We start from the raw sequence: 19953 nt of genomic DNA on the forward strand, positions 1-19953 counted from the left end.
TTTGATCATGCAGCCATTCATCACACGCTTTCTCATGGGCGCGGCGTTCCTTGCCGCGCTGGCGCCGGCCGCGGCCCATGCCGGGCCGAAGGGGTTCCTGGAATCCCTTCATCGCCACACGATGCTGGCCTCGACCAGCCCCGGTAATGGCGATCTGAATCCCTACGCGGTCGTCGTGGTGCCGCAGGACATGGGGGTGCTGCACAAGGATGATGTGCTGGTCACCAATTTCAACAACATCAGCAACCTTCAGGGGACCGGGTCGACCATCGTCGTCTACTCCCCCGCCACGGGCAACGTGACGCAGTTCGCCAGCCTGCCGCCGCATCTGGCCGCCTGCCCCGGCGGCGTGGGGCTGACCACCGCGCTGACGGTGCTGAAATCGGGTTGGGTGATCGTCGGCAGCGCGCCCAGCAAGGACGGGTCCACCCTGACCAAGGGCGACGGCTGCCTGGCGGTGCTGGATGCGAACGGTCATCTGGCCGCGACCTGGAAGGGCCCGCTGATCAACGCGCCCTGGGGCGATATCGCCGCCATCGATCGCGGCGACACGGCCACGCTGTTCATCTCGATGTCGGGCTACGACCTGCCCGGGCCGAACGTCCTGGACCCGGCCACGCATTATCCGCCGATCCTGCACAAGGCCACGGTCCTGCGGCTGGATCTGCGCATCCCGCAGGGCCAGGCACCGGTCCTGGACAAACAGACCGTCGTCGCCAGCGGCTTTTCCGCCCGGGCGGATCGCGACAATTTCCTGTTCGGCCCGACGGGGCTGGCGCTGGATACGGACGGCACGCTCTATGTCACCGATGGGTATGACGACGAGGTCACGGCCATCGACAACGCCGTGACCCGCACCGACCCCGTCACCCGCACCGACGACGCGGTAGGCCGCGTCATCACCAAGGGCGGACTGCTGAACTGGCCCCTGGCCATGATGTGGGTGCCGGGCCACCATCTGCTGGTGTCCAACGGGCGCAACGGCCAGGTCGTGGAGATCGATCCGGTGGCGAAGAAGCAGATCTACGCCCAGTGGATCGACAGCGACCAGGCCCAGCAGCCCCCGGGCAACGGCGACCTGTTCGGCCTGGCAATGACCCCCGACGGCAAGAGCTTCTATTATGTCGAGGACGACATGAATACGCTGAATCTTAGCAGGCCATGAGGGGGCGGGACGACATGAACCCGTATTTCAGCCGCCGCGCTTTCCTGGAGGGCGCGCTTGGCGTGGCTGGCCTGAATGCCGTGGCCGGCCCGGCCCGGGCGGTTCGTCCGGTTTCGGCGCCCGTCCTGCACCAGCCGGGCATTACCACGCCGCAGCAATCGAGCATCTATTTCATGACGTTCGACATCACCGCCGAAAAGCGTGCGGACGTCGCCGCCCTGATGCGCCGCTGGACGCAGGCGGCGGACGCCATGATGGCGGGCCACGCCATTCCCGACTTCGTCGATTCCGGCGAGGCCGAGGGCCTGTCCCCGAAGGGCCTGACCCTGACATTCGGCTTCGGCCCCGGCCTGTTCACGCAGGATGGCAGGGACCGGTTCGGCCTGGCATCCCGCCGGCCTGCGGCGCTGGCCGACCTGCCGCGTTTCACGGGCGACCAGCTTGTGCCCGCGCGGACCGGGGGCGACCTGTCCATCCAGAGCTGCGCCAACGACCCGCAGACCGCCCTGCATGCGGCGCGGGTTCTGGCGCGCCTGGCCTATGGCATGGCCGAGCCCCGCTGGGCCCAGGCGGGTTTTCTGCCCGACTTCGGCAGGCACACGACGCCGCGCAACCTGATGGGGTTCAAGGACGGGACGATGAATCCCGATACGACCAGTTCCCGGGCCACGGACCGCTTCGTCTGGGCCGCGCCGGACGACGTCGCATGGATGCAGGGCGGCAGCTACCAGGTGGCCCGCATCATCCGCATCGCGCTGGAACACTGGGACCGCATGAAGGTGGGATTCCAGGAGGAAACGATGGGCCGCATGAAGGAAAGCGGCGCCCCGATCGGCGGTCATCGCGAATCGGACCCGCTGGACCTGAAGGCCCAGGACCATGACGGCAACCCTGTGATTGCCGAGAATGCCCATGCGCGCCTGGCGGCGCCTTCGGAGAATGGCGGCGCGCAGATCCTGCGCCGGGCCTATTCCTACGATAACGGGCTGAGCTTCACCGCCGAGCGCTGGCCGCCCTGGCATCAGGGGAACGAGCTCGACGCAGGACTTCTGTTCCTGTGCTACCAGCAGGACCCGCGTACCGGATTCACGAAAATCTTCGATCGCATGGCGAAGTTCGATATGATGAACCAGTTCACGACTCATATCGGAAGCGGCCTGTTCGCCTGCCCGGGCCGCAAGCCCGGAACCTGTATCGGCGCGGCGCTGCTGGACGCGTAGCAATGGCGCCGGCCGGCTCGGAGTACGCGGCGATGCGACGATCCTGCCTTGTCTGCCTTGTCCTGATCGCAGTGCTGGCCGGCTGTGCGTCGCACCCCTCGCCTCCGCCGGCGGCGCGAGGTCGCGACGCGTTCCATCAGTTCGACCCGCCCGCGCCCGGTGTCGCCAACAGGCCGGCGATCGGGCTGGGCGGGGCGTATTGAACAGGGACGCTCTTAATATTCCGGCTTCTCGCCCTTGACCGGGACCGAGGTCGGCGTGCCGGGCACGCCGGCATAGGTGATCAGCAGCACGGTCCGCGTATCGCCGGACACGCCGTGATGGACGTCGTTGACCGTTTCGGCGAAGCATTCGCCGGTATGGAAGGTCCGGGACTTGCCGGTTTCGCGGTCGGTGATGGTCAATTGCCCTTCCAGCACGTATCCGGCGTTCGGCACCGGGTGGGTGTGCCACGGCAGGGCGGTGTGCGGCGGGATGGTCAGGCGGATGATCGTCAGTTGCGGCGTGCCGGCGGGATAGTGGTCATAGGGCGTGCCGTTCCAGGCCCGGTCGGCCTGCAGCAGGATGTCCCGATGGCCGGTGGCCACCGTCGGAGCCGGCGCCGCCCGAGCCGCCGTCTGGGCCGCCGTCTGGGCCGCCGTCTGGGCCGCCGCCGTTCGCGGCGCGACCATCGGGGCCGCCGCCAGGCAGGCGGCAACCAGGGGAACGGCCGCCCGGGCCAGTCGCGCGGAAATGCTGTATCGTGCTGTCATGCCGTGCTTTCTCCTTCGCGGCGGCATGATGCCCGATACGGCCCGGGCTCCGTATCACAATTCGGTCATGCGCCTTGACCGATTTCCATATATCGTCTTACGTCGATATATGGAAATTGGATCACCCTGCCAGGACCCGGTGGACCCGTCGGATCGGGAACTCGCGGGCGCGCTGGACGTTCTGGCGGCCCTGGCGCAGCCCAGCCGCCTGGCCGCGTTCCGGCTGCTGGTGCGCCACGAGCCCGAGGGGCTGCCGGCCGGCGGAATCGCCCATCGGCTGGGGGTGCCGCAGAACACGCTGTCGACGCATCTGGCGATCCTGGCGCGATCCGGCCTGGTCCGCGCGACACGGCGCAGCCGGTCCATCATCTACCGGGCCGACCTTTCGGTGCTGCGGGGCCTGGTCCTCTTCCTGGTCAGGGATTGCTGCGGCGGGGCGCCGGATGTGTGTGCGCCGCTGCTGGCCGACCTGGCCGCCTGCCGTCCGGCTTCGGAGACCTGATCCATGTGCGTAACCATCTACCATAACCCGGCCTGCGGCACGTCGCGGACCGTGCTGGGCCTGATCCGCGATGCGGGCATCGCGCCCACCATCATCGAATATCTGAAGACGCCGCCATCGCGTGACGAACTGGCCGGGCTGATCGCGCGCATGGGGGTGCCGGTGCGCGACGTGCTGCGCCGCCGGGGAACGCCCCATGACGAACTGGGGCTGGATGACGCGGGGCTGAGCGACGACCGGCTGCTCGACGCCATAATGGCGCATCCGATCCTGATCAACCGGCCGATCGTCGTGACGCCGCTGGGGGTCAGGCTGTGCCGCCCGGCCGAGCGCGTCCTGGACATCCTGCCGCCGCGCCAGGGCGCGTGATGCTGGCGCTTGCGATCTTTCTGGTCACGCTGATCCTCGTCATCTGGCAGCCCCGGCTTCCCGGGCAGCCGAGGGGGCTGGGCATCGGGTGGAGCGCGCTGGGCGGGGCGGGGGTGGCGTGGGCGGCGGGCGTCATCCACGCGCGGGACATTCCGGTGGTCTGGCATATCGTCTGGAATGCGACCTTCACCTTCATCGCGCTGATCGTCATCTCGCTGCTGCTGGACCGGGCCGGGTTCTTCCAGTGGGCGGCGCTTCATATCGCGCGCTGGGGCGGCGGGCGGGGGCGGGTGCTGTTCCCGCTGGTCGTGGGGCTGGGGGCGGCGACGGCCGCGATCTTCGCCAATGACGGGGCGGCGCTGCTGCTGACGCCCATCGTCATCGCCATCCTGGCGTCGCTGCGGCTGTCGCACGCGGCATCGCTGGCCTTCGTGATCGCGACCGGCTTCGTCGCGGACACGACCAGCCTGCCGCTGGTGATTTCCAATCTGGTCAACATCGTCAGCGCCGGCTTCTTCGCCGTGCCGTTCGACCGCTATGCCGCCGTCATGGTGCCGGTGGACATGGTGTCGCTGGCCGCGACGTTCGGCGTGCTGTGGCTGTATTTTCGCCGGGACATACCGCGACACTATGCCGTCGCGACCCTGCCGGAACCGGCGGGCGCCATTCGCGATCCGATGGTGTTCCGGGCCGCGTTTCCGCTGCTGGCGGCGCTGCTGGTCGCCTACTTCGTCACCGCGCCGTTTCATATCCCGGTCTGCGTGGTGGCTGGGCTGGCGGCGCTGGTGCTGCTGGCCCTGGCGGCGGGCGGTCGGGTCATTCCGGTGCGCGCGGTGCTGTGGGGGGCGCCGTGGCAGATCGTGCTGTTCAGCCTGGGCATGTATCTGGTGGTCTATGGGCTGCGGAATGCCGGCCTGACGGCCCATGTGGCGGACGCGCTGGTGTGGCTGGGGCACCGGGGCACGATCGTCGCCACCCTCGGGACCGGGGTCCTGGCCGCGCTGCTGTCGTCGGGACTGAACAACATGCCCAGCGTGCTGGTCGGTGCGCTGGCGATCCAGCAGGCGCAGGACATCGCGCCGCAGACGCGCGAACTGATGGTCTACGCCAATATCGTCGGCTGCGACCTGGGGCCGAAATTCACCCCGATCGGCAGCCTGGCGACCCTGTTATGGCTGCATGTGCTGGCCGGAAAGGGGCTGCGCATCGGCTGGGGGCAGTATATGCGCGTCGGCCTGGCGATCACCCCGCCGGTCCTGCTGGCCGCGCTGCTGGCGCTGGCGGTGTGGCTGCCCGTGCTGTGAATGCGGGCCTTGCGTCCCGCCCCCTCCGCGCCGTATCGGCATGGGATGGGTTTGCGAAGGGGGCGGGCATGGACGGCATGGGTGCGATCGATCCGGGGGGACTGAACGCCGCGCCCGTGCGCTACAGTGTCGAGACACGGTGGCTGCACTGGGGATGCGCGGTGCTGATCCTGGCGCAGTTCGTGCTGGGCGAGCTGATGCACCGGGTGCCCCGGTCGCTGCATGGCACGCTGGTTTCGTTCCATCTGTCGCTGGGGGTGTTGCTGGCGGCGCTGTTCGTGACCCGGATCGCGTGGCGGGTCACGGGCGGGCGGGCGATCCGCTTTGCCGCGCGGGGGACGGCCGACCGGGCGGCGCACGCGGTGCATGGCGTGCTGTACGTGGCCGTGGGGGCGGAAATCGCGCTGGGCTATCTGGCCCGCTGGTCCACCGGCAGGCCGGTGGTGGCGTTCGGCGTGCCGATCGCGTCCCCCTTCGGCGCGTTTTCGCAGGCGTCGCACCGTCTGTTCGGCACGCTGCACGACTGGCTGGCCTGGGGGATCATCATCTTGGCGGCCGGCCACGCGGCGGCGGCCGTGTATCACGCGCGGGTCTTGCGAGACGACGTCATGCGCCGCATGTGCTGAAGATCGGAAAAGGATAGACGGGGATATGGACGAAAACGGAACCGACCGGACGCGCGCGGTTGCGGTCCGCGCGCTGCGGGTGCTGCCGCTGGCCGGGCTGCTGCTTCTGGCGGCGTGCGGACCCGATTACGGCGATAGAGGCACGCGGCAGTTCCGTGGCGACGGCTATGGCGATGTCGGCGTCAATACCAAGGGCAGCTATGGGTATGACGGCGGCGGGTACTAGGTAACCGTCCCCGCCATCGGGTGGGGATCAGGCCGCCTGCCGCTGGTCCATCAGGGTTTCCAGCAACGGGGGAAATTCCGACAGGTGGGCGATGCGGAACAGGCCCGGCCATTCCGGCGCCGGCTTGTCGAGCGGCCGCAGCAGGACGCAGGCCATTCCCGCCCGGCGCGCGGCTTCGACGCCGGCATCGGAATCTTCCAGCACGATGCATTCCTCGGGCGCCACGCCTTCGGCCTGCGCGGCGTGCAGGTAGATGTCCGGGCGCGGCTTGGGCATGTCCAGGTCACGGCCGGAATGGATACGTTCCTTTTCCAGCACTTCGTCCAGGCCGGTGTTCTGGAACTTGGCGTCCATTTCGGCGCCCGACGAGTTGGAGCCCACGCGGATGGGCAGGCCGAGCTGGATGACGGATTCCAGCATGGCTTCGGCGCCGTCCACGGTTTCGGCTTCGGTTTTCATCATGTCGACGATGCGGTTCTGCATCATCATATCCCAGTCGGCGGGGATCTCGCGGCCGGTCTTCTGGCCGATCAGTTCGCCGATCTTGGTCAGTTCGCCGCCGGTGAAAATGCGGTGGGCCTGGCTGTCGGACAGGTTCCAGCCGTAGCGCCGGGCCTCCTGCGCCATAAGACTGGTCGACTGGCGCTCGCCATCAATAAGTACGCCGTCACAGTCAAATATAACCAGGCTGATCTTTCCGTCCGAGCAGGGGGCGCGGGTAGAATGCGGGGCTGTAAGGGTCTTGGGAGTCAATGCTACTCTCCTATAATCAAAGGCATTTGGAGGCGAATTCATAATATATTTTATTGATCAAAAGATATTTTGTGGGGGTGGTCATTTCAAGTCTTGAATTGTGGCTAATTTGTCGCTATGAAGGGAACATCGCCCTAATTTCAGATGATCAGGTCCGGACCAGTCCCGGCAGGGGCGGGACATCGGCGCTGTCGGGGAAGATGCGGGGCAGGGTCGAGGAGGGCAGGCCCAGATGGTCGCGCAGCACGCCCTTGGCCACCGCGCGCAGGTCGGTGGTGGGGGCGAGGTCGCGGTTTTCGAACAATTGCCCGGCGGCCAGGCCGGGCCAGGTGCCGGCGACGCGCCCGCCCGCGACGGCGCCGCCGGCCAGCAGGGCCACCGTGGCGGTACCATGGTCGGTGCCGCCGGTGCCGTTGACGCGCACCGTGCGGCCGAATTCCGTCATCACCAGCACGACGCTGCGGGGCCAGGCCGTGCCCAGCCCGTCGCGCAGCGCGCCCAGCCCGGCGTCCAGCCGCGCCAGCGGGCCGGCCAGCCGCCCGACCTGCGCGGCATGGGTGTCCCATCCCCCGACCTCCAGCGCCGCGACGCGGGGGCCGTCCGGGGCGGCCAGCAGGGTGCCGGCGGTGCGGCACAGGGTAACGAACGCATCCGGGCGGCGGGGGGCCGCCGGGGCGGGAGATGGGCCGGTATTCATCTCCATTCCACGAGTTTTCAGTTCATGGGCCGAATAGGCGTCCGCCCGCAGGCCGGCGCGCAGGGCCGGCCCCAGCAGCGGGTCGGGGGCGTTCAGCGCCGCGATCCGGGCCAGCAGGTCGGGGTCGGGGCCGGCGCCCCCGTGCGGGTTGTAGCTGCCGATCGGGGCCGGCCCGCGCAGCAGCAGCGGGGCGGACAGGCCGACCGACAGGCCGGCGCCGTCGGGGCCGTGCGGGGCGGGGGCCATCGCGCCCACCGCCCGGTTCAGCCATCCGCTGGTCAGCCGGGTGTCGGCGCCGCTTTCCATGTAGTCCTGGGCTTCGAAATGCGACCGGCTGCGGTAATGGCCGGCCACGGCGTGGATCGGCAGCAGCGCGCCCTGGGCATAGAGCGCGTGCAGCGTCGCCAGGGCCGGATGCAGGCCGTAGAAGCCGCCCAGGTCCAGCAGGCCGCCCGGCCGTCCGGGCTCGGGCGGCAGCAGGCGCGCGCGCCAGGCCGCCAGGGCGGCGTCGCCGTACGGGACGACGGCCGCCATGCCGTCCAGCGCCCCGCGCAGGATGACGACGACCAGCCGCCCGTCGCGGCGGGCCGGAATTACGGGGCGGGCCAGCGCCAGGGACGACGATTCCAGCATCCAGCTGCTCGCGAGGCCCAGCAGGGCGGTCCGGCGCGGAATCAGCATGTCAGAGCCTCTGGAATTCTGGGGCGGTGAACAGCAGCGTCAGGGCGTCGCGGCGCGAGGCCGCGTGCGACAGCGCCGCCAGCGTGGCCGGGCGCAGGACCGGGCCCAGGCTGGCATGCGCGATATCCAGCGGGTCGGCCCCCGCCGCGATGTCCCGCCCCGCCAAGCCATAGGCCCAGTCGGCGCGGGCGATCATGTCGGACGGGGCCGACCAGTCCGCCGCGCGGTCGGACCAGCCGTTGGGCAGCGGGGCGTTCCAGAGCGGCTGGCCCAGTTGCGCCATCGCGCCCATCAGCAGCCGCGCGGGGGAGCGGTGCGGGTCGTCGGTGGGGGGTGGGTCGAGCGCGCGCAGCGCCGCCAGCGCGTATTGCCACGGCATGCGCAGTTTGGTGCCGGCGTGCCCGGCCCCGGTGCGCCAGGATTCGGTATGCCACGCTTCGGGCCGGGCGACGACCGCCACTGCGGCAGCGCCCAGGTCGCCGCCGCTGTCGCGCAGGGCGGCGGCGATGGCCTGGATGGCGGCGGGCGGGGGTGTGTCGGCGATGAAATGGGTCGCCAGCCGCACGGCCAGGTGGCGGTACGTTGCGGGGTGGTCCGCCAGCCAGCGCAGGGCCTGGATGCCGCCTTCCTCGCCCGGGGGGGAAGATCCGGCCCATCACCTGCTTGTCACCCGGCTGGTGGGCTGCGGCGCGGAAGGCGAAGCCGGGCGGGTCGGCGCGCAAATCCACCGTCCAGCCGGTCAGGATGGCGGCGAAGGCGGTGACGTCCTGCTGGGTGTAGCCGGCGGCGGGCGACAGGGTGTGCAGTTCCAGGCATTCGCGGGCCAGGTTCTCGTTCAGGCCGCGCGCCTGGCCGTGGCGGCGGGCGGCCTGGGCGGCCGGGCTGTCGGGGCCGATCGAGGAGGCGTTGTCCAGATACATGAGCATGGCCGGGTGGCGCATCACCGCCAGCAGCATGTCGGAAAACCGGCCGGTGACGTGGGGGCGGATGGCCTCGCGCACATAGGGGCCGATGGTGGCGCGGGTGCCGCCCTGGCGCAGGCTGACGGTGAAATGGTTGGCCCAGAACCAGACCAGGCGCTCGCGGAACGGCTGGTCGCTGGCCAGTGCCTGGGCCGTCTGGGCCATGGCGTCGGCTTGGAACAGCGGGCCGACCAGCGGGTCGCCCTGCAGTTTCATCCGCCGCTGGTCGCGCAGGCGGCGCAGGCCCTCGGCGCTGTCGGGCAGGTCCGGGGGAAAGCGCGCGCCGTCCGCTGCCGCGACCTGCGCCCGCAGCCAGCCCTCGGGGTCCGCCGGCAGGGGGGCCTGTCCGCGCCGGCCCAGCCCGAAGCGGATCGTGGCCTGCATTGCCCGTGTCTGCATCGTCGTTCCCCGTCGATGTGCGGATAGTCGATGTCGCGGGTATGGGAGCGGTTTTTCGGCCGGACGTCACGTGACGATTGCGGTGTGTCGACGTGCCGACACGACCCTGGCAGCCATTCAGTCGTCGAAGCGGCCGCTGCGGCCCCGTTTGATGCCGGCGCGGTGGGCCTTGCCGTCCAGGCGGCGCTGGTGGGCGGCGCGGCCGGGGCGGGTGGCGACGCGGAAGGCGGGGCGGTGGGCGGCTTGGCGGATCAGGTCGGCCAGGCGCTCGATCGCGTCCTCGCGGTTGCGCTGCTGGGTGCGGAAGCGGCGGGCGGTGATGACGATCACGCCCTCGCGCGTCGCGCGGCTGCCGGCCAGGTCCAGCAGCCGCGCGCGGATGCGGTCGGGCAGCGAGGGCGAGCGCGCGGCGTCGAACCGCAGTTGCGCCGCCGTCGCGACCTTGTTGACGTTCTGCCCGCCCGGACCGGAGGCCAGGATATAGCTGACCTCCAGTTCCGATTCAGGAAGCGAGAGGGTGGGCAGGATCAGGATCGGCATCGTTCCGTGCGGTCGTGCTCAGGATGGATCGACGGTTCAGCGGTGATAGTCGCCGCGCCAGCCGCCGCGCTCGTCATACCATCCGTAATGGCCGCCGTAATAGCCGCGGTGCCAGCCCCGATAGGGCGGGCGGTCGTAGAAGCAGCCGGCGAGGGCCAGCATCGCCAGCAGCGCGCAGGTGGATCGGATCGTCGTGGTCATGGTTGGCATCCTTATCGGTTTCCTATCGGGCCACGCGGGCCCGCACGGTGTCACGTCGCGTACGATCGTGGCCGGCGTGTGGCCGGGCCGGTCACTTCCAGACCCACTTGCCCACCACACGCCCATTGATATGGACCTCGTCCAGCGCGCGGGTATAGGTCGGATAGCCGGGATTGATGCTCATGATCTGCACGCTGACCGGGTCTTCGGACCCGTAGACGATTTCCAGCCGTTTCAGCACCAGACCGAACCCGTCCCACAGCACGTAGACCCCGGGGGGCGAAGGGGTGCGGTGCGCGGTATCGACCAGCACGCGCTCGCCGGCCTGGTAGTCGGGTTCCATGCTGTCACCCGCGACGCGCAGCACCACCAGGGCCTCGGGACTGTCGGTGAAGGCGCCCAGGAAGCGGCGGGGCAGGAACCAGTGATCGACCGGCTGGGGCCCGTCCTCGACCGCCATGTTCGAGGGCAGGGCGCCGGGGCCGGCCTGGGGCGCCACGTTGTATTCGGGAATGCGGAACTGGCCCTCCATCATCGGCCCGTCGCGCCGTGCCGTCAGCGGGGGCGGGCGGCCCGCCCCCAGCGGGGGGACCTGCGGCGCGGGGCCCAGCGGGGCGCGCGGGGCGGCGAAGCGCGGGCGGGGCGGGGCCTCGGCGGCGTCCTCGGGCGCGGGGGGAAGGGTGGCGGGGTCCAGCGGTTCCCAGTTCGGGTCCATGTCGTCGCGGAAGACGTTCGGGCTGACCGCGAAGCGGCGGGCCAGGGCGTCGCGTACGTCCTCGGGCAGCTTCTGGGGCGTACCCTTGTGGATATATTGCTGCAGGTAGGCGTGATTGCGGCCGAGGGCCAGGGATTCCGCCTTCAGGTTGCTCTGGGCCCCGGCGATCAGCCTGAGCAGGGCGTAGCGGGAGGGGGTCAGAATGGACATGACCCTATTATGCCGAGCGGAATAGGGAATTCCCAATAGGTTTTTGCCTCTTGATCGGCAGGAATCTTCCTATTATTGTCCTATCCATGCGGACCTATCTTGTTTCCTATCGGTGTGACCCCCTGCTGCGCGCCATCGAGGCGTTCCTGGGGGAGAGCGGCCTGTCGGCCACGTCCTTCGGCATGCGGGCGATGAACGACCCCCGCTTCGTCCATGAAATGCGGGCGGGGCGGGAGGTGCGGCGGGCCACGCGGGCGCGGGTGGCGGCCTATATCCGCGCCGCCCGGACCGGGGAGAGCGGGGCCCCGGAAGGACGGGCCACGGAAGGACGGGCCGGTCCGCCCAACAGGGTGATCGGGGGGCGGTCATGAGGCCATCGAAATATGACTGGAAGCGGCTGGACCCGCGGGTGGACGCCATGCTGGCGGAGGGGATGCGGGTGACGCAGGTGGCGCAGGCGCTGGAGATGCGGGTGCAGACCGTCCGCGACCGGCTGAGCTATCGTCGCCGCCGGCCGCCGCAGGATGCGCCGAAGCCGGCCCCGCCGCCGCTGATCGACCGGTCGTGCCTGAATTGCGGCGCCGGGTTCAGCGTGCGCTCGCCGTTCCTGCGGCTGTGTCCGACATGTCGTGCGGAATGTTGAGGCGATGATTCCCTTCGACGCGATCAATGACGCGGCGCTGGCGCAGTGGCCGGTGCTGGTGGCGCGCTGGCTGCCGGCGGGGCGGCGGCGCGGCGACGAATGGGTGGTCGGCGGGCTGGACAACGCGCCGGGGCGGTCGCTGTCGATCAACCTGCGCACCGGGCGGTGGGCCGATTTCGCCGGCGGGCCGCGCGGCGGCGACCCGATCAGCCTGTATGCCGCGCTGCATGCGCGCGACGACCGGGTGCGGGCGGCGCGGGACCTGGGGCGGATGCTGGGGGTGACCGGCGGGATGGAGGCGGCCGAGCCGGTTTCCGACCCCTTGCCCGACTGGGTGCCCGGGGTGCCGCCGGCTGGCGCGCCGATGCCCGACCTGCGCGGGTGGGACCATGTCTATGCCTATCGCGACGTGTCGGGGCGGGTGGTGCGCTATGTGCTGCGGCGCGATGCCACCGCGCAGGAGCGCAAGCGGATCATGCCGCTGACCTGGGGCATGCTGCGCGAGGGCGGGGAGGCCCGCGCCGGCTGGCATCCGCGCCACGCGGGGGCGCCCCGGTCGCTGTACGGGCTGGAGCGCGTGGTGCGGGCGCGGACCGTGCTGGTCTGCGAGGGCGAGAAGGCGGCGGATGCCGCGCAGTGCCTGTTCCCGCGCATGGCCTGCGTGACCTGGACGGCGGGCACCGGCAATGTGGACAAGGCCGACTGGGGCCCCCTGGCCGGGCGGCACGTCATCATCTGGCCCGACCATGACGCGCCGGGCGAGAAGGCGGCGGCGGAGATCGCCGCCCTTCTGGCGCCCATCGCCGCGACCGTGCGCGTCATCGACGTCAGCGACATGGAGCCGGGCGAGGACGCCGCCGACCTGTGCGTGGTCGAGCCGCGGAACTGGCTGCGCGAGCGGGTGGGGCCGGTGCTGTGCGGCACCAGCGTCAAGCGCGCGGGCGGCGAGGCCGGGCGGCCGATGGAACGCCGCGTCGCGGCGCTGGAGCCCATCGCGGTACGGGGCGGCGAGATCGACCTGGTGGCCAGCGCGGGCGAGCGCGCGCTGATGGCCGCGAACGCCCCCATCTACCAGCGCGGCACCAGCCTGGCCCGGCCCGGCCGGCGCGAGGTCGCGGCGGCCGACGGGCGGCTGACCCAGGCGGCGTGCCTGGTCGAGGTGGGGGTGCATGCCCTGACCGACCTGCTGTGCCAGGCGGTGGAATGGCGCCGTTTCGACCGGCGCAGCCAGGCGTGGAAGGCGATCGACCCGCCGGCGGCGGCGGCGCAGGTGATTTTGAGCCGGGCCGGTACATGGCCGTTTCCCGTCATTGCCGGGGTGATCACCACCCCCACGCTGCGCCCCGACGGGTCGGTGCTGATGGCGCCGGGATACGACCCGGCGACGCGGCTGTACCATGTGGACGACCCGACGCTGGAACTGTGCCTGCCCGAGCCCACGCGCGAGGCCGCCATGCGGGCTCTGGCGCGGCTGGAGGCGCTGCTGGCGGAATTTCCGTTCGTGGCCGAGGCCGACCGGTCGGTGGCGCTGGCCGGCATCCTGACCGCCGTGGTGCGGGGGATGATGCCGGTCAGCCCGCTGTTCGCCTTCCGCGCCAACGCGCCCGGGTCGGGCAAGAGCTTCCTGGTGGACCTGGCCAGCGTGATCGCGACCGGGCGCGTCTGCCCCGTGACCAGCGCGGGCGAGGACGTGGCGGAGATGGAAAAGCGCCTGACCGGGTTGCTGCTGGCGGGGTATCCGATCCTGTCGCTGGACAATGTGAACGAGGAACTGGGCGGCGACCTGCTGTGCCAGGCGACGGAACGCCCGATCGTGCGGCTGCGCGAGCTGGGGACGTCGTCCAGCGTCGAGATCGAGAACCGGGCGGTGATCTTCGCCACCGGCAACGCGCTGCGCGTGCGCGGCGACATGACGCGGCGCACGCTGGTCGCGACCCTGGATGCGGGGATCGAACAGCCGGAACTGCGGCGCTTCGCCCGCGATCCGGTCGCCGACATCATGGCCGACCGGGGTGGGTATGTCGCGGCCTGCCTGACGATCCTGCGGGCCTGGATGGGCAGCGGGGCGGCGCTGGACCTGCCGCCGCTGGCGTCGTTCGAGGGATGGAGCCGCACGGTGCGGGCCGCCCTGGTCTGGCTGGGCCGGGCCGATCCGTGCCTGAGCATGCAGGCCGCGCGCGAGGACGACCCCGAGCGCGGCGAACTGCGCGAGATCCTGGGCCTGCTGGCCCAGGCCGCCGGCACCGGCCGGCATTGCGGCCGCACGGTGCGCGAGATCGAGGAGCTGTCGGCGCTGGAAAGCACGGACGCCGCCGGCTACCGCACCGGGCTGCGCCACCCGGAGCTGCGCGACGCGCTGGTGCGGATTGCCGGCACCCCGGCCGGCCGGATCAATTCCCGCCGGTTGGCCCGCTGGTTCCTGGCCCGCCGGGGGCGGGTGATCGAGGGCCTGCGCATCGCGGAATGCGGGATGGCCCATGGCGGGGTGAAGAAGTGGGCGGTGGAACGGGTCGTATCCTGAAGAGATCCGGGGTGGGGAAAGGTGGGGACGGTGGGGCGGCGGCGGCCGGTACGGGGGAAGTGGCGCGGCCAGTCGGCCCGTACCGGGGGGATGAGACCCACCGGTCCCACCCCAGCCACCGGGCCGGAAGGAGGAGGATGAGGGGGAGAAGGAGAGGCCCCGGATCGTGCCGCCTTTGCACCGGTTGGAACGCGGCGTCCCGGTTATGGCGGGTGTCCGTGGGGCGCAAGATCGGCTATCGGACGGACATGCCGCCGATCGTGGCCGAATTATTGTGTGGATGTTGTTTTTTATGTCACGGATCCTGGCCTGGGTCATTCTGAAGCATGGTGTGATCGGTGTCGCCGCGGCGGTGATGCTGTGTGTATCGAGCAGCTATGTGGCGATGATGCTGCTGCGCCGGCTGCGGCGCACGGCGGGACGTGGCCGGGTGATCTGGGCGGCGGCGGCGGGCGTTGCCGGGGGATTTGGCGTCTGGGCGACGCATTTCCTCGGCATGCTGGCGTTTGGGTCCGACGTGGTGGCGGCCTATCGGCTGCGCCCCGTGGTGCTGTCGCTGGGCGTGTCCATGCTGGCGAGCGGCGCCGCCGTTCTGCTGGCCGGCTGCGTGGCGCCCGTCGCCGCCGGGGCGTTGGCCGGCGGGGACGCGGATGGCGATGCGGATGCCGGGGCGGATCGGGCGGCCCGGACGCGGCGGACTCGCATGCGGGAAATCCTGGTGGGCGTCGGCGCGGGTATCCTGTTCATCCTGGGCGTGGCGGCCATGCATGTGATGGGCCTGCAGGCGGCGCGCATGCACGGGCTGACATGGAACGAGCCGATGTCCGCCCTGGCGCTGCTGGTCGGCGGTGGATTTTCCATCGCGGCGTTCCTGACCGCCCGGTGGGGCAGCAGCGCGCCGTTCCGCTGCCTGGTGCCCGCGTGGCTGATGACGCTGGCGATCATGAGCCTGCATTTCATCGCCATGGCCGATACGGACGTGGTGGCGGCGTCGAGCCCGCCGGACCTGGCGCGTCACCTGCTGTCCCCGATGCTGATGGTCGTGATTATCGGCGTGATGGCGTGCGCGCTGCTGCCGATCGGGCTGGCGGCCTCGATCATTACCTATCGCGCCGAACTGGCGGCCTGGCGGAACGAGCTGGGCTTTCGCCTGCTGGTGGACGAGGCGCGGGATTATGCGGTGTACATGCTGGACGACGCGGGGCGGGTCACCACCTGGAACGTCGGCGCGCAGCGGCTGACGGGATATTCCGCGCGCGAGGTGCTGGGGCGGGTGGGCGGCCGCCTGTATTCCGAGGCCGAGCGGCGCGACGGCGTGCCGCAGCGGCTGCTGGCCGAGGCGCGCGAGGGCACGGTGGCGCGCGAGGGATGGCGCTATCGCAAGGACGGAAGCCCGTTCTGGGCGTCGGTCACGATCAACCCGGTCCGGGACGAGGCCGGGGCCCAGGTCGGCTTTGCCGTGAGCGTGCGCGACGACACCAAGCGCAAGACCGATGCCGACCGGATCGCGCAGATGACGCGCAATCTGGACATCGCGCTGCAGAACATGTCGCACGGGCTGTGCCTGTTCGGTGCCGATGCGCGGCTGATCCTGGCCAACGGGCGCTATGCCGAGATCTTCGGCCTGCCCGAGGGCGCGGCGAAGCCGGGCATGACCTACCGGGCGCTGCTGACGCTGGTCTATACCCGCCGGGGCCTGTCGGCCGAGGCCGTGCGGCGGCGGGTCGACGGCACGTTCGAGCGCCAGATGGCCCTGGTCCGCAGGCGGCGGGGCGGGACCTCGGTCCTGCATCCCCGGCCCGACATGGCGGTGCAGGTGCAGTACAGAATCATGGCCGACGGCGGATGGGTGGCGACCTACGAGGACATTACCGAACGGCTGAGGGCGGAAGCGCGCATCACCTATCTGGCGCATCATGATTCGCTGACCGGGCTGGCCAACCGCGCCTGGTTCACCGAGGCGCTGGACCGCGCCCTGACGCTGGCGGCCAGCGGCACGCAGCGGGTGGCGGTGATCGGCATCGACCTGGACAAGTTCAAGGAGATCAACGACCAGCACGGCCATGCGGTGGGCGACCAGGTGCTGGTGACCCTGGCCGCGCGCATCCGTGACGTCCTGGAGGACGACGAACTGGTCGCCCGGCTGGGCGGCGACGAATTCGCCGCGGCCAAGCGGTTCGACGACATGGCCGAACTGAACGCCTTCATCGGCCGGCTGGAGGAGTGCCTGTCGCAGCCCATCGGGGTGGACGGGTTCGAACTGCGGCCCAATGCCAGCATCGGCGTATCGCTGTACCCCCGCGACGCGGAAACGGTCGAGGCGCTGATGGGCGACGCGGACCTGGCGATGTATCGCGCCAAGGGGGCGTTGCGCGAGCATGTGTGCTTCTACGAGGCGGAGATGGACGAGGCGGCGCGCGACCGCCGCAGCCTGGTCGCGGCGTTGTGGGAGGCGGTGGACCACCATCAGTTCCATCTGCATTTCCAGGTGCAGAAACGCGTGGCCACCGGCGAGATCACCGGCTTCGAGGTGCTGCTGCGCTGGCACCACCCGGAACGCGGCTGGGTGGCGCCGATGGATTTCATTCCCCTGGCCGAGGAATGCGGCGCCATCCTGCCGATCGGCGAGTGGGTGCTGCGCCAGGCCTGCCGCGAGGCCGCCCGCTGGTCCCGCCCCTACCGGATCGCGGTCAACCTGTCGGCCGTGCAGCTGGGCGAGGACGGGCTGGCCGACATGGTGCGCGCGATCCTGGAGGAAACCGGCCTGGCCCCGTCGCGGCTGGAACTGGAGATTACCGAGACCGCGATCATCGTGGACAAGCAGCAGTCGCTGCGCACGCTGCAGCGGATCAAGGCGCTGGGGGTGTCGATTTCGATCGACGATTTCGGCGTGGGCTATTCGTCGCTGGAAACGCTGCGGACCTTCCCCTTCGACAAGATCAAGATGGACCGCAGCTTCATGACCGAGATCGAGCGGTCGCCGGAATCGAAGGCGATCCTGCGCGCGATCCTGGCGCTGGGCCGCAGCCTGACCATTCCGGTCCTGGCCGAGGGCGTGGAGACGCAGGTCCAGCTCGACATCCTGCATGCCGAGGGCTGCATCGAGGCCCAGGGATATCTGCTGGGCCGGCCGAAGCCGATGGAAATCGACGCCGAGCCGTACCGGCCGCTGGACGAGGACGGCTGGAGCGATTTGTCATTTGAGAAAATCACATGAATTTCTCCAGTCTTTTGCTTTTCGGGTATCTTCACGTGACTAGCGTCAGGACAGCGTGCCGGCGCGCATGATCGGCATGGATGTCTGACCTTCCGGGTGGCGGGATGGGGCCATCCGGTCCCATCCCTGTTCGTCCATAGCCCGCCGGGGCGGAGGCAGCGGACTACACGGGAGAGCTTTCCGCTGTCAGCCTGTCCATGTATTGGGCGATCGAGACCGTTTCGATCCGGCGAATCCTGGCATGGGACCCCCACGGCCAGACACCCGACATGTCAACGGTGCACGTGCCCGTCTTCCATTCGAGGATCGGCGATGGCACCTTGAAGACGAAATCGGAACCCGCTGCGAAATCGACCTTGATCTCGAGATTCGTGGCATCAAGCGGAATACCGGAAATGGTGTGCTGCTGGCCCCCGGGAACCGTGGTGGATTTTTCGCCGGGTCCTTCCGAGGCGCTGTTATATTTCACCTTGCATCGACCAATATACGTACCGCCATGCTGGTTGTCGAAATTGACCGAGAAGGAATGAATGGGCTTGATCCATGTCGGCATGATGGTCCGGCCGTCGAACGAGGCGAACTGGAAAGACAGCGGGATCAGTGTTTTCGCGGCGGTGTTGTCCTGGGCCGGCCATAAATGGCTTTCGAAAGCCTTGGTTTCCTGAAACTCCTTGTAGGACCCTTTCAGGTTGCCCTGGACCGTTCCACCGCCGGTCATGGCCCGGATGCCATCGACCGATCCCGTCAGTGAAAAGGTGCTGGACTGGTTCAACGAGGCGATATTCGCGCCGCCGATCGCCTCGTGGGTGTGCGTCACGACACCGAAGCCCTGCTGGATTCCCTTTCCGTCGGGCGTCGCGTAATTGATCGATTTCGCGATATCCAGTAGCTTGGCAAATCGATCGCGCAGGACGATCCCGAAATCATCGACCGAACGGCGCGAGACGAGCGTGGCGTTGGAGGAAATGCTGCCCTCCTTGGCGAATTCCCAACTGACCTTCAGCCCGGTATTGACTTTCATGCTGGTTGTCGGGTCCTGGTAGCCACCCGCAAAATCGACGTCCGTCTGCTGGCGCCGTACGGACGAATCGTTGACCGCCCAGTTCTCGGAGGCCGGCAGGTCGGTAATCTTGAGGTCCGACAGCGTGGTGACCTGGCTGAAGATCCCGGTGTCCGGATCGATGGTTCCGACGGCCCCCGGCTGGACACCGGGATTCAGGGACCAGTTTCCCCACGCATACAGGTTGGTCCGGCGAATGATGTTCGTCAGGACGATATTCCAGTTTTTCGTATCCATGTTTCCACTCTGATTCAGACGCATCCACCCGCTGAACGGGGTGAATAAAAGACAGGTGCGGAGCGTGCCGTGACAGCGTTCCGGGGCGAAGACTTGGTCCCGATATGTTTATTTTTTATTAAAATAATCGGAATGACCGGAATGGATCGATCCGGTTACGGCATGCATATTTTCGATATCGCATTGAATGGCGGGATTGACTTGCACGCCGTGCGAACGACCTGATCGTGCCGGGTCTCGTTCCTGCCGATTTGTGCGGCCAGGAATAAAAAACACACCATCCCCACCCGCGTGCCCTTGCGGCTGGAATAAGGATATCCGCGTGGCCGGGCCGCGCGATATGGTCCCCCAGGACACGGAGGTTCGGGGGAGGGGATGGTGCCGGATACGGGGGACGATGCGCATGCCGGCGACGCGGGGGACGATGCCGCGGCCATGCCGAAGCTGACGCCGAGGCAGGAACGGTTCGTTACGGAATATCTGGTCGACCTGAACGGGAAGCAGGCGGCGCTGCGTACCGGCTATGGGCCCGTCGGCGCGCAGCAGCACGCGGCGCGGATGCTGGCGATGCCGCAGGTGAGGGCGGCGGTGGACCGGGGGAAGGCGGCGCGGCGCGAGCGGACGAAAGTCACGCAGGATCAGGTGATTTCCGAACTGATGCGCATGGCGTTCTATGACGTGGGCGCGATCGCGGGGCATCGGCTGGAGGGGCCGGAGGACATCGCGACCCTGCCGGATGCGGTGCGCGGCGCCATTGCCGGCTGGTCGTGGGACAAGGCGGGACATTTCGTCGTGCGCCTGGTGCCGCGCACGCCCAGCCTGGATCTGCTGGCGCGGCACCTAGGCCTGCTGAAGGACGTGCGCCAGCATCTGGGCCGCGACGGACAGCCGGTCGATCCGCCGGCGCTGTATACGGTTCTGGTCCGCTAACAGGCCGATCACAAAACGGGTTT

The 19953-nt window shown here is 69.3% G+C and carries 20 protein-coding genes and 1 pseudogene; 13 read left to right on the plus strand and 8 right to left on the minus strand.

Annotated features, from left to right (window positions below; genetic code table 11):
- Nucleotides 1-7 precede the first annotated feature (7 nt).
- Genes GDIA_RS12740 through GDIA_RS12750 form a run of 3 tightly spaced genes read left to right on the plus strand, consistent with a single transcriptional unit; the run spans nt 8 to nt 2588 of the window.
- Nucleotides 8-1165, plus strand: a complete 1158-nt coding sequence (locus GDIA_RS12740; RefSeq protein WP_012554395.1) for an NHL repeat-containing protein — start codon at nt 8-10, stop codon at nt 1163-1165.
- Between the two features lie 14 nt (nt 1166-1179).
- On the plus strand, nt 1180-2385 hold the full coding sequence (locus tag GDIA_RS12745) for a Dyp-type peroxidase (protein WP_012554396.1): 1206 nt from the start codon (nt 1180-1182) through the stop codon (nt 2383-2385).
- Between the two features lie 32 nt (nt 2386-2417).
- Nucleotides 2418-2588: a hypothetical protein gene (locus tag GDIA_RS12750; protein WP_231854153.1), complete on the plus strand. Its 171-nt coding sequence runs from the start codon at nt 2418-2420 to the stop codon at nt 2586-2588.
- Between the two features lie 12 nt (nt 2589-2600).
- Here the strand turns inward: GDIA_RS12750 and GDIA_RS12755 are convergent, their stop codons facing one another.
- Nucleotides 2601-3137 (minus strand): cupin domain-containing protein, encoded by a 537-nt coding sequence (locus GDIA_RS12755; protein WP_012554397.1) that lies wholly within the window; start codon nt 3135-3137, stop codon nt 2601-2603.
- A gap of 109 nt (nt 3138-3246) precedes the next feature.
- Here GDIA_RS12755 and GDIA_RS12760 point away from each other — a divergent pair, with 109 nt between their 5' ends.
- From GDIA_RS12760 to GDIA_RS12780, 5 genes are all read left to right on the plus strand, one after another.
- Entirely contained in the window at nt 3247-3639 is a 393-nt protein-coding gene (locus tag GDIA_RS12760; protein WP_049763033.1) for an ArsR/SmtB family transcription factor, read from the plus strand.
- 3 nt (nt 3640-3642) lie between these two features.
- Nucleotides 3643-4008 (plus strand): arsenate reductase (glutaredoxin), encoded by a 366-nt coding sequence (arsC, locus tag GDIA_RS12765; RefSeq protein ID WP_012228341.1) that lies wholly within the window; start codon nt 3643-3645, stop codon nt 4006-4008.
- The gene (locus tag GDIA_RS12770) at nt 4008-5312 is read left to right on the plus strand and encodes an arsenic transporter (RefSeq protein WP_012228342.1); all 1305 of its coding nucleotides are present in this window, start codon (nt 4008-4010) and stop codon (nt 5310-5312) included. The genes arsC and GDIA_RS12770 overlap by 1 nt, the downstream gene beginning before the upstream one ends.
- 68 nt (nt 5313-5380) lie before the next feature.
- Nucleotides 5381-5938 (plus strand): cytochrome b, encoded by a 558-nt coding sequence (locus GDIA_RS12775; RefSeq protein ID WP_012228343.1) that lies wholly within the window; start codon nt 5381-5383, stop codon nt 5936-5938.
- 25 nt (nt 5939-5963) lie between these two features.
- Nucleotides 5964-6164, plus strand: a complete 201-nt coding sequence (locus tag GDIA_RS12780) for a hypothetical protein (protein WP_012228344.1) — start codon at nt 5964-5966, stop codon at nt 6162-6164.
- A gap of 27 nt (nt 6165-6191) precedes the next feature.
- Here the strand turns inward: GDIA_RS12780 and GDIA_RS12785 are convergent, their stop codons facing one another.
- From GDIA_RS12785 to GDIA_RS12805, 6 genes and pseudogenes are all read right to left on the minus strand, one after another.
- Entirely contained in the window at nt 6192-6851 is a 660-nt protein-coding gene (locus GDIA_RS12785; protein WP_041249905.1) for an HAD family hydrolase, read from the minus strand.
- A 214-nt stretch (nt 6852-7065) separates the two neighbouring features.
- Nucleotides 7066-8295, minus strand: coding sequence for a DUF1501 domain-containing protein (locus tag GDIA_RS12790; protein ID WP_012554400.1), 1230 nt, complete (start codon nt 8293-8295; stop codon nt 7066-7068).
- Between the two features lies 1 nt (nt 8296).
- Nucleotides 8297-9656 (minus strand): annotated as a pseudogene (locus GDIA_RS19940) (DUF1800 domain-containing protein).
- A 117-nt stretch (nt 9657-9773) separates the two neighbouring features.
- Complete coding sequence (gene arfB, locus GDIA_RS12800; RefSeq protein WP_012554401.1) at nt 9774-10196, minus strand: alternative ribosome rescue aminoacyl-tRNA hydrolase ArfB; 423 nt, start codon at nt 10194-10196, stop codon at nt 9774-9776.
- Between the two features lie 36 nt (nt 10197-10232).
- The gene (locus tag GDIA_RS19460; protein WP_012228349.1) at nt 10233-10397 is read right to left on the minus strand and encodes a hypothetical protein; all 165 of its coding nucleotides are present in this window, start codon (nt 10395-10397) and stop codon (nt 10233-10235) included.
- A 91-nt stretch (nt 10398-10488) separates the two neighbouring features.
- Nucleotides 10489-11322 carry a S24 family peptidase gene (locus GDIA_RS12805; protein ID WP_244410101.1) on the minus strand — a complete coding sequence of 278 codons (834 nt, stop codon included), beginning with the start codon at nt 11320-11322 and terminating at the stop codon, nt 10489-10491.
- Between the two features lie 86 nt (nt 11323-11408).
- Between GDIA_RS12805 and GDIA_RS12810 the strand changes: the two genes are divergently transcribed.
- The 4 genes from GDIA_RS12810 to GDIA_RS12825 all read left to right on the plus strand — a co-directional run bounded on the left by GDIA_RS12810 (nt 11409) and on the right by GDIA_RS12825 (nt 17703).
- A complete protein-coding gene (locus tag GDIA_RS12810) occupies nt 11409-11693 on the plus strand; it encodes a hypothetical protein (protein ID WP_012554403.1) in 285 nt (94 codons plus the stop codon).
- Nucleotides 11690-11965: a hypothetical protein gene (locus GDIA_RS12815; RefSeq protein ID WP_012228352.1), complete on the plus strand. Its 276-nt coding sequence runs from the start codon at nt 11690-11692 to the stop codon at nt 11963-11965. The genes GDIA_RS12810 and GDIA_RS12815 overlap by 4 nt, the downstream gene beginning before the upstream one ends.
- A gap of 4 nt (nt 11966-11969) precedes the next feature.
- Entirely contained in the window at nt 11970-14486 is a 2517-nt protein-coding gene (locus GDIA_RS12820; RefSeq protein ID WP_012554404.1) for a topoisomerase, read from the plus strand.
- A 292-nt stretch (nt 14487-14778) separates the two neighbouring features.
- A complete protein-coding gene (locus GDIA_RS12825; RefSeq protein WP_012554405.1) occupies nt 14779-17703 on the plus strand; it encodes a bifunctional diguanylate cyclase/phosphodiesterase in 2925 nt (974 codons plus the stop codon).
- A 163-nt stretch (nt 17704-17866) separates the two neighbouring features.
- Here the strand turns inward: GDIA_RS12825 and GDIA_RS12830 are convergent, their stop codons facing one another.
- Nucleotides 17867-19000, minus strand: coding sequence for a hypothetical protein (locus GDIA_RS12830; protein ID WP_012554406.1), 1134 nt, complete (start codon nt 18998-19000; stop codon nt 17867-17869).
- 375 nt (nt 19001-19375) lie between these two features.
- On the opposite strand from GDIA_RS12830, the gene GDIA_RS18105 reads away from it, so the two are divergent.
- Nucleotides 19376-19930, plus strand: a complete 555-nt coding sequence (locus GDIA_RS18105) for a terminase small subunit (RefSeq protein ID WP_012554407.1) — start codon at nt 19376-19378, stop codon at nt 19928-19930.
- Nucleotides 19931-19953: the final 23 nt, after the last annotated feature.

Origin of the sequence: Gluconacetobacter diazotrophicus PA1 5 (assembly GCF_000021325.1) — a bacterium.
GTDB classification, from domain to species: Bacteria; Pseudomonadota; Alphaproteobacteria; order Acetobacterales; family Acetobacteraceae; genus Gluconacetobacter; species Gluconacetobacter diazotrophicus.

Bases quoted from the DNA above. Each gene is read 5' to 3' on its own strand.
- GDIA_RS12760 (WP_049763033.1), top strand. From the start codon at position 3,247: ATGGAAATTGGATCACCCTGCCAGGACCCGGTGGACCCGTCGGATCGG.
- GDIA_RS12805 (WP_244410101.1), bottom strand. From the start codon at position 11,322: ATGTCCATTCTGACCCCCTCCCGCTACGCCCTGCTCAGGCTGATCGCC.
- GDIA_RS12790 (WP_012554400.1), bottom strand. From the start codon at position 8,295: ATGCTGATTCCGCGCCGGACCGCCCTGCTGGGCCTCGCGAGCAGCTGG.
- GDIA_RS12770 (WP_012228342.1), top strand. From the start codon at position 4,008: ATGCTGGCGCTTGCGATCTTTCTGGTCACGCTGATCCTCGTCATCTGG.
- arfB (WP_012554401.1), bottom strand. From the start codon at position 10,196: ATGCCGATCCTGATCCTGCCCACCCTCTCGCTTCCTGAATCGGAACTG.
- GDIA_RS12830 (WP_012554406.1), bottom strand. From the start codon at position 19,000: ATGGATACGAAAAACTGGAATATCGTCCTGACGAACATCATTCGCCGG.
- GDIA_RS12740 (WP_012554395.1), top strand. From the start codon at position 8: ATGCAGCCATTCATCACACGCTTTCTCATGGGCGCGGCGTTCCTTGCC.
- GDIA_RS18105 (WP_012554407.1), top strand. From the start codon at position 19,376: ATGGTGCCGGATACGGGGGACGATGCGCATGCCGGCGACGCGGGGGAC.
- GDIA_RS12815 (WP_012228352.1), top strand. From the start codon at position 11,690: ATGAGGCCATCGAAATATGACTGGAAGCGGCTGGACCCGCGGGTGGAC.
- GDIA_RS12825 (WP_012554405.1), top strand. From the start codon at position 14,779: ATGTCACGGATCCTGGCCTGGGTCATTCTGAAGCATGGTGTGATCGGT.
- GDIA_RS12780 (WP_012228344.1), top strand. From the start codon at position 5,964: ATGGACGAAAACGGAACCGACCGGACGCGCGCGGTTGCGGTCCGCGCG.
- GDIA_RS12745 (WP_012554396.1), top strand. From the start codon at position 1,180: ATGAACCCGTATTTCAGCCGCCGCGCTTTCCTGGAGGGCGCGCTTGGC.
- GDIA_RS12775 (WP_012228343.1), top strand. From the start codon at position 5,381: ATGGACGGCATGGGTGCGATCGATCCGGGGGGACTGAACGCCGCGCCC.
- GDIA_RS12755 (WP_012554397.1), bottom strand. From the start codon at position 3,137: ATGACAGCACGATACAGCATTTCCGCGCGACTGGCCCGGGCGGCCGTT.
- GDIA_RS12820 (WP_012554404.1), top strand. From the start codon at position 11,970: ATGATTCCCTTCGACGCGATCAATGACGCGGCGCTGGCGCAGTGGCCG.
- arsC (WP_012228341.1), top strand. From the start codon at position 3,643: ATGTGCGTAACCATCTACCATAACCCGGCCTGCGGCACGTCGCGGACC.
- GDIA_RS12810 (WP_012554403.1), top strand. From the start codon at position 11,409: ATGCGGACCTATCTTGTTTCCTATCGGTGTGACCCCCTGCTGCGCGCC.
- GDIA_RS12750 (WP_231854153.1), top strand. From the start codon at position 2,418: ATGCGACGATCCTGCCTTGTCTGCCTTGTCCTGATCGCAGTGCTGGCC.
- GDIA_RS19460 (WP_012228349.1), bottom strand. From the start codon at position 10,397: ATGACCACGACGATCCGATCCACCTGCGCGCTGCTGGCGATGCTGGCC.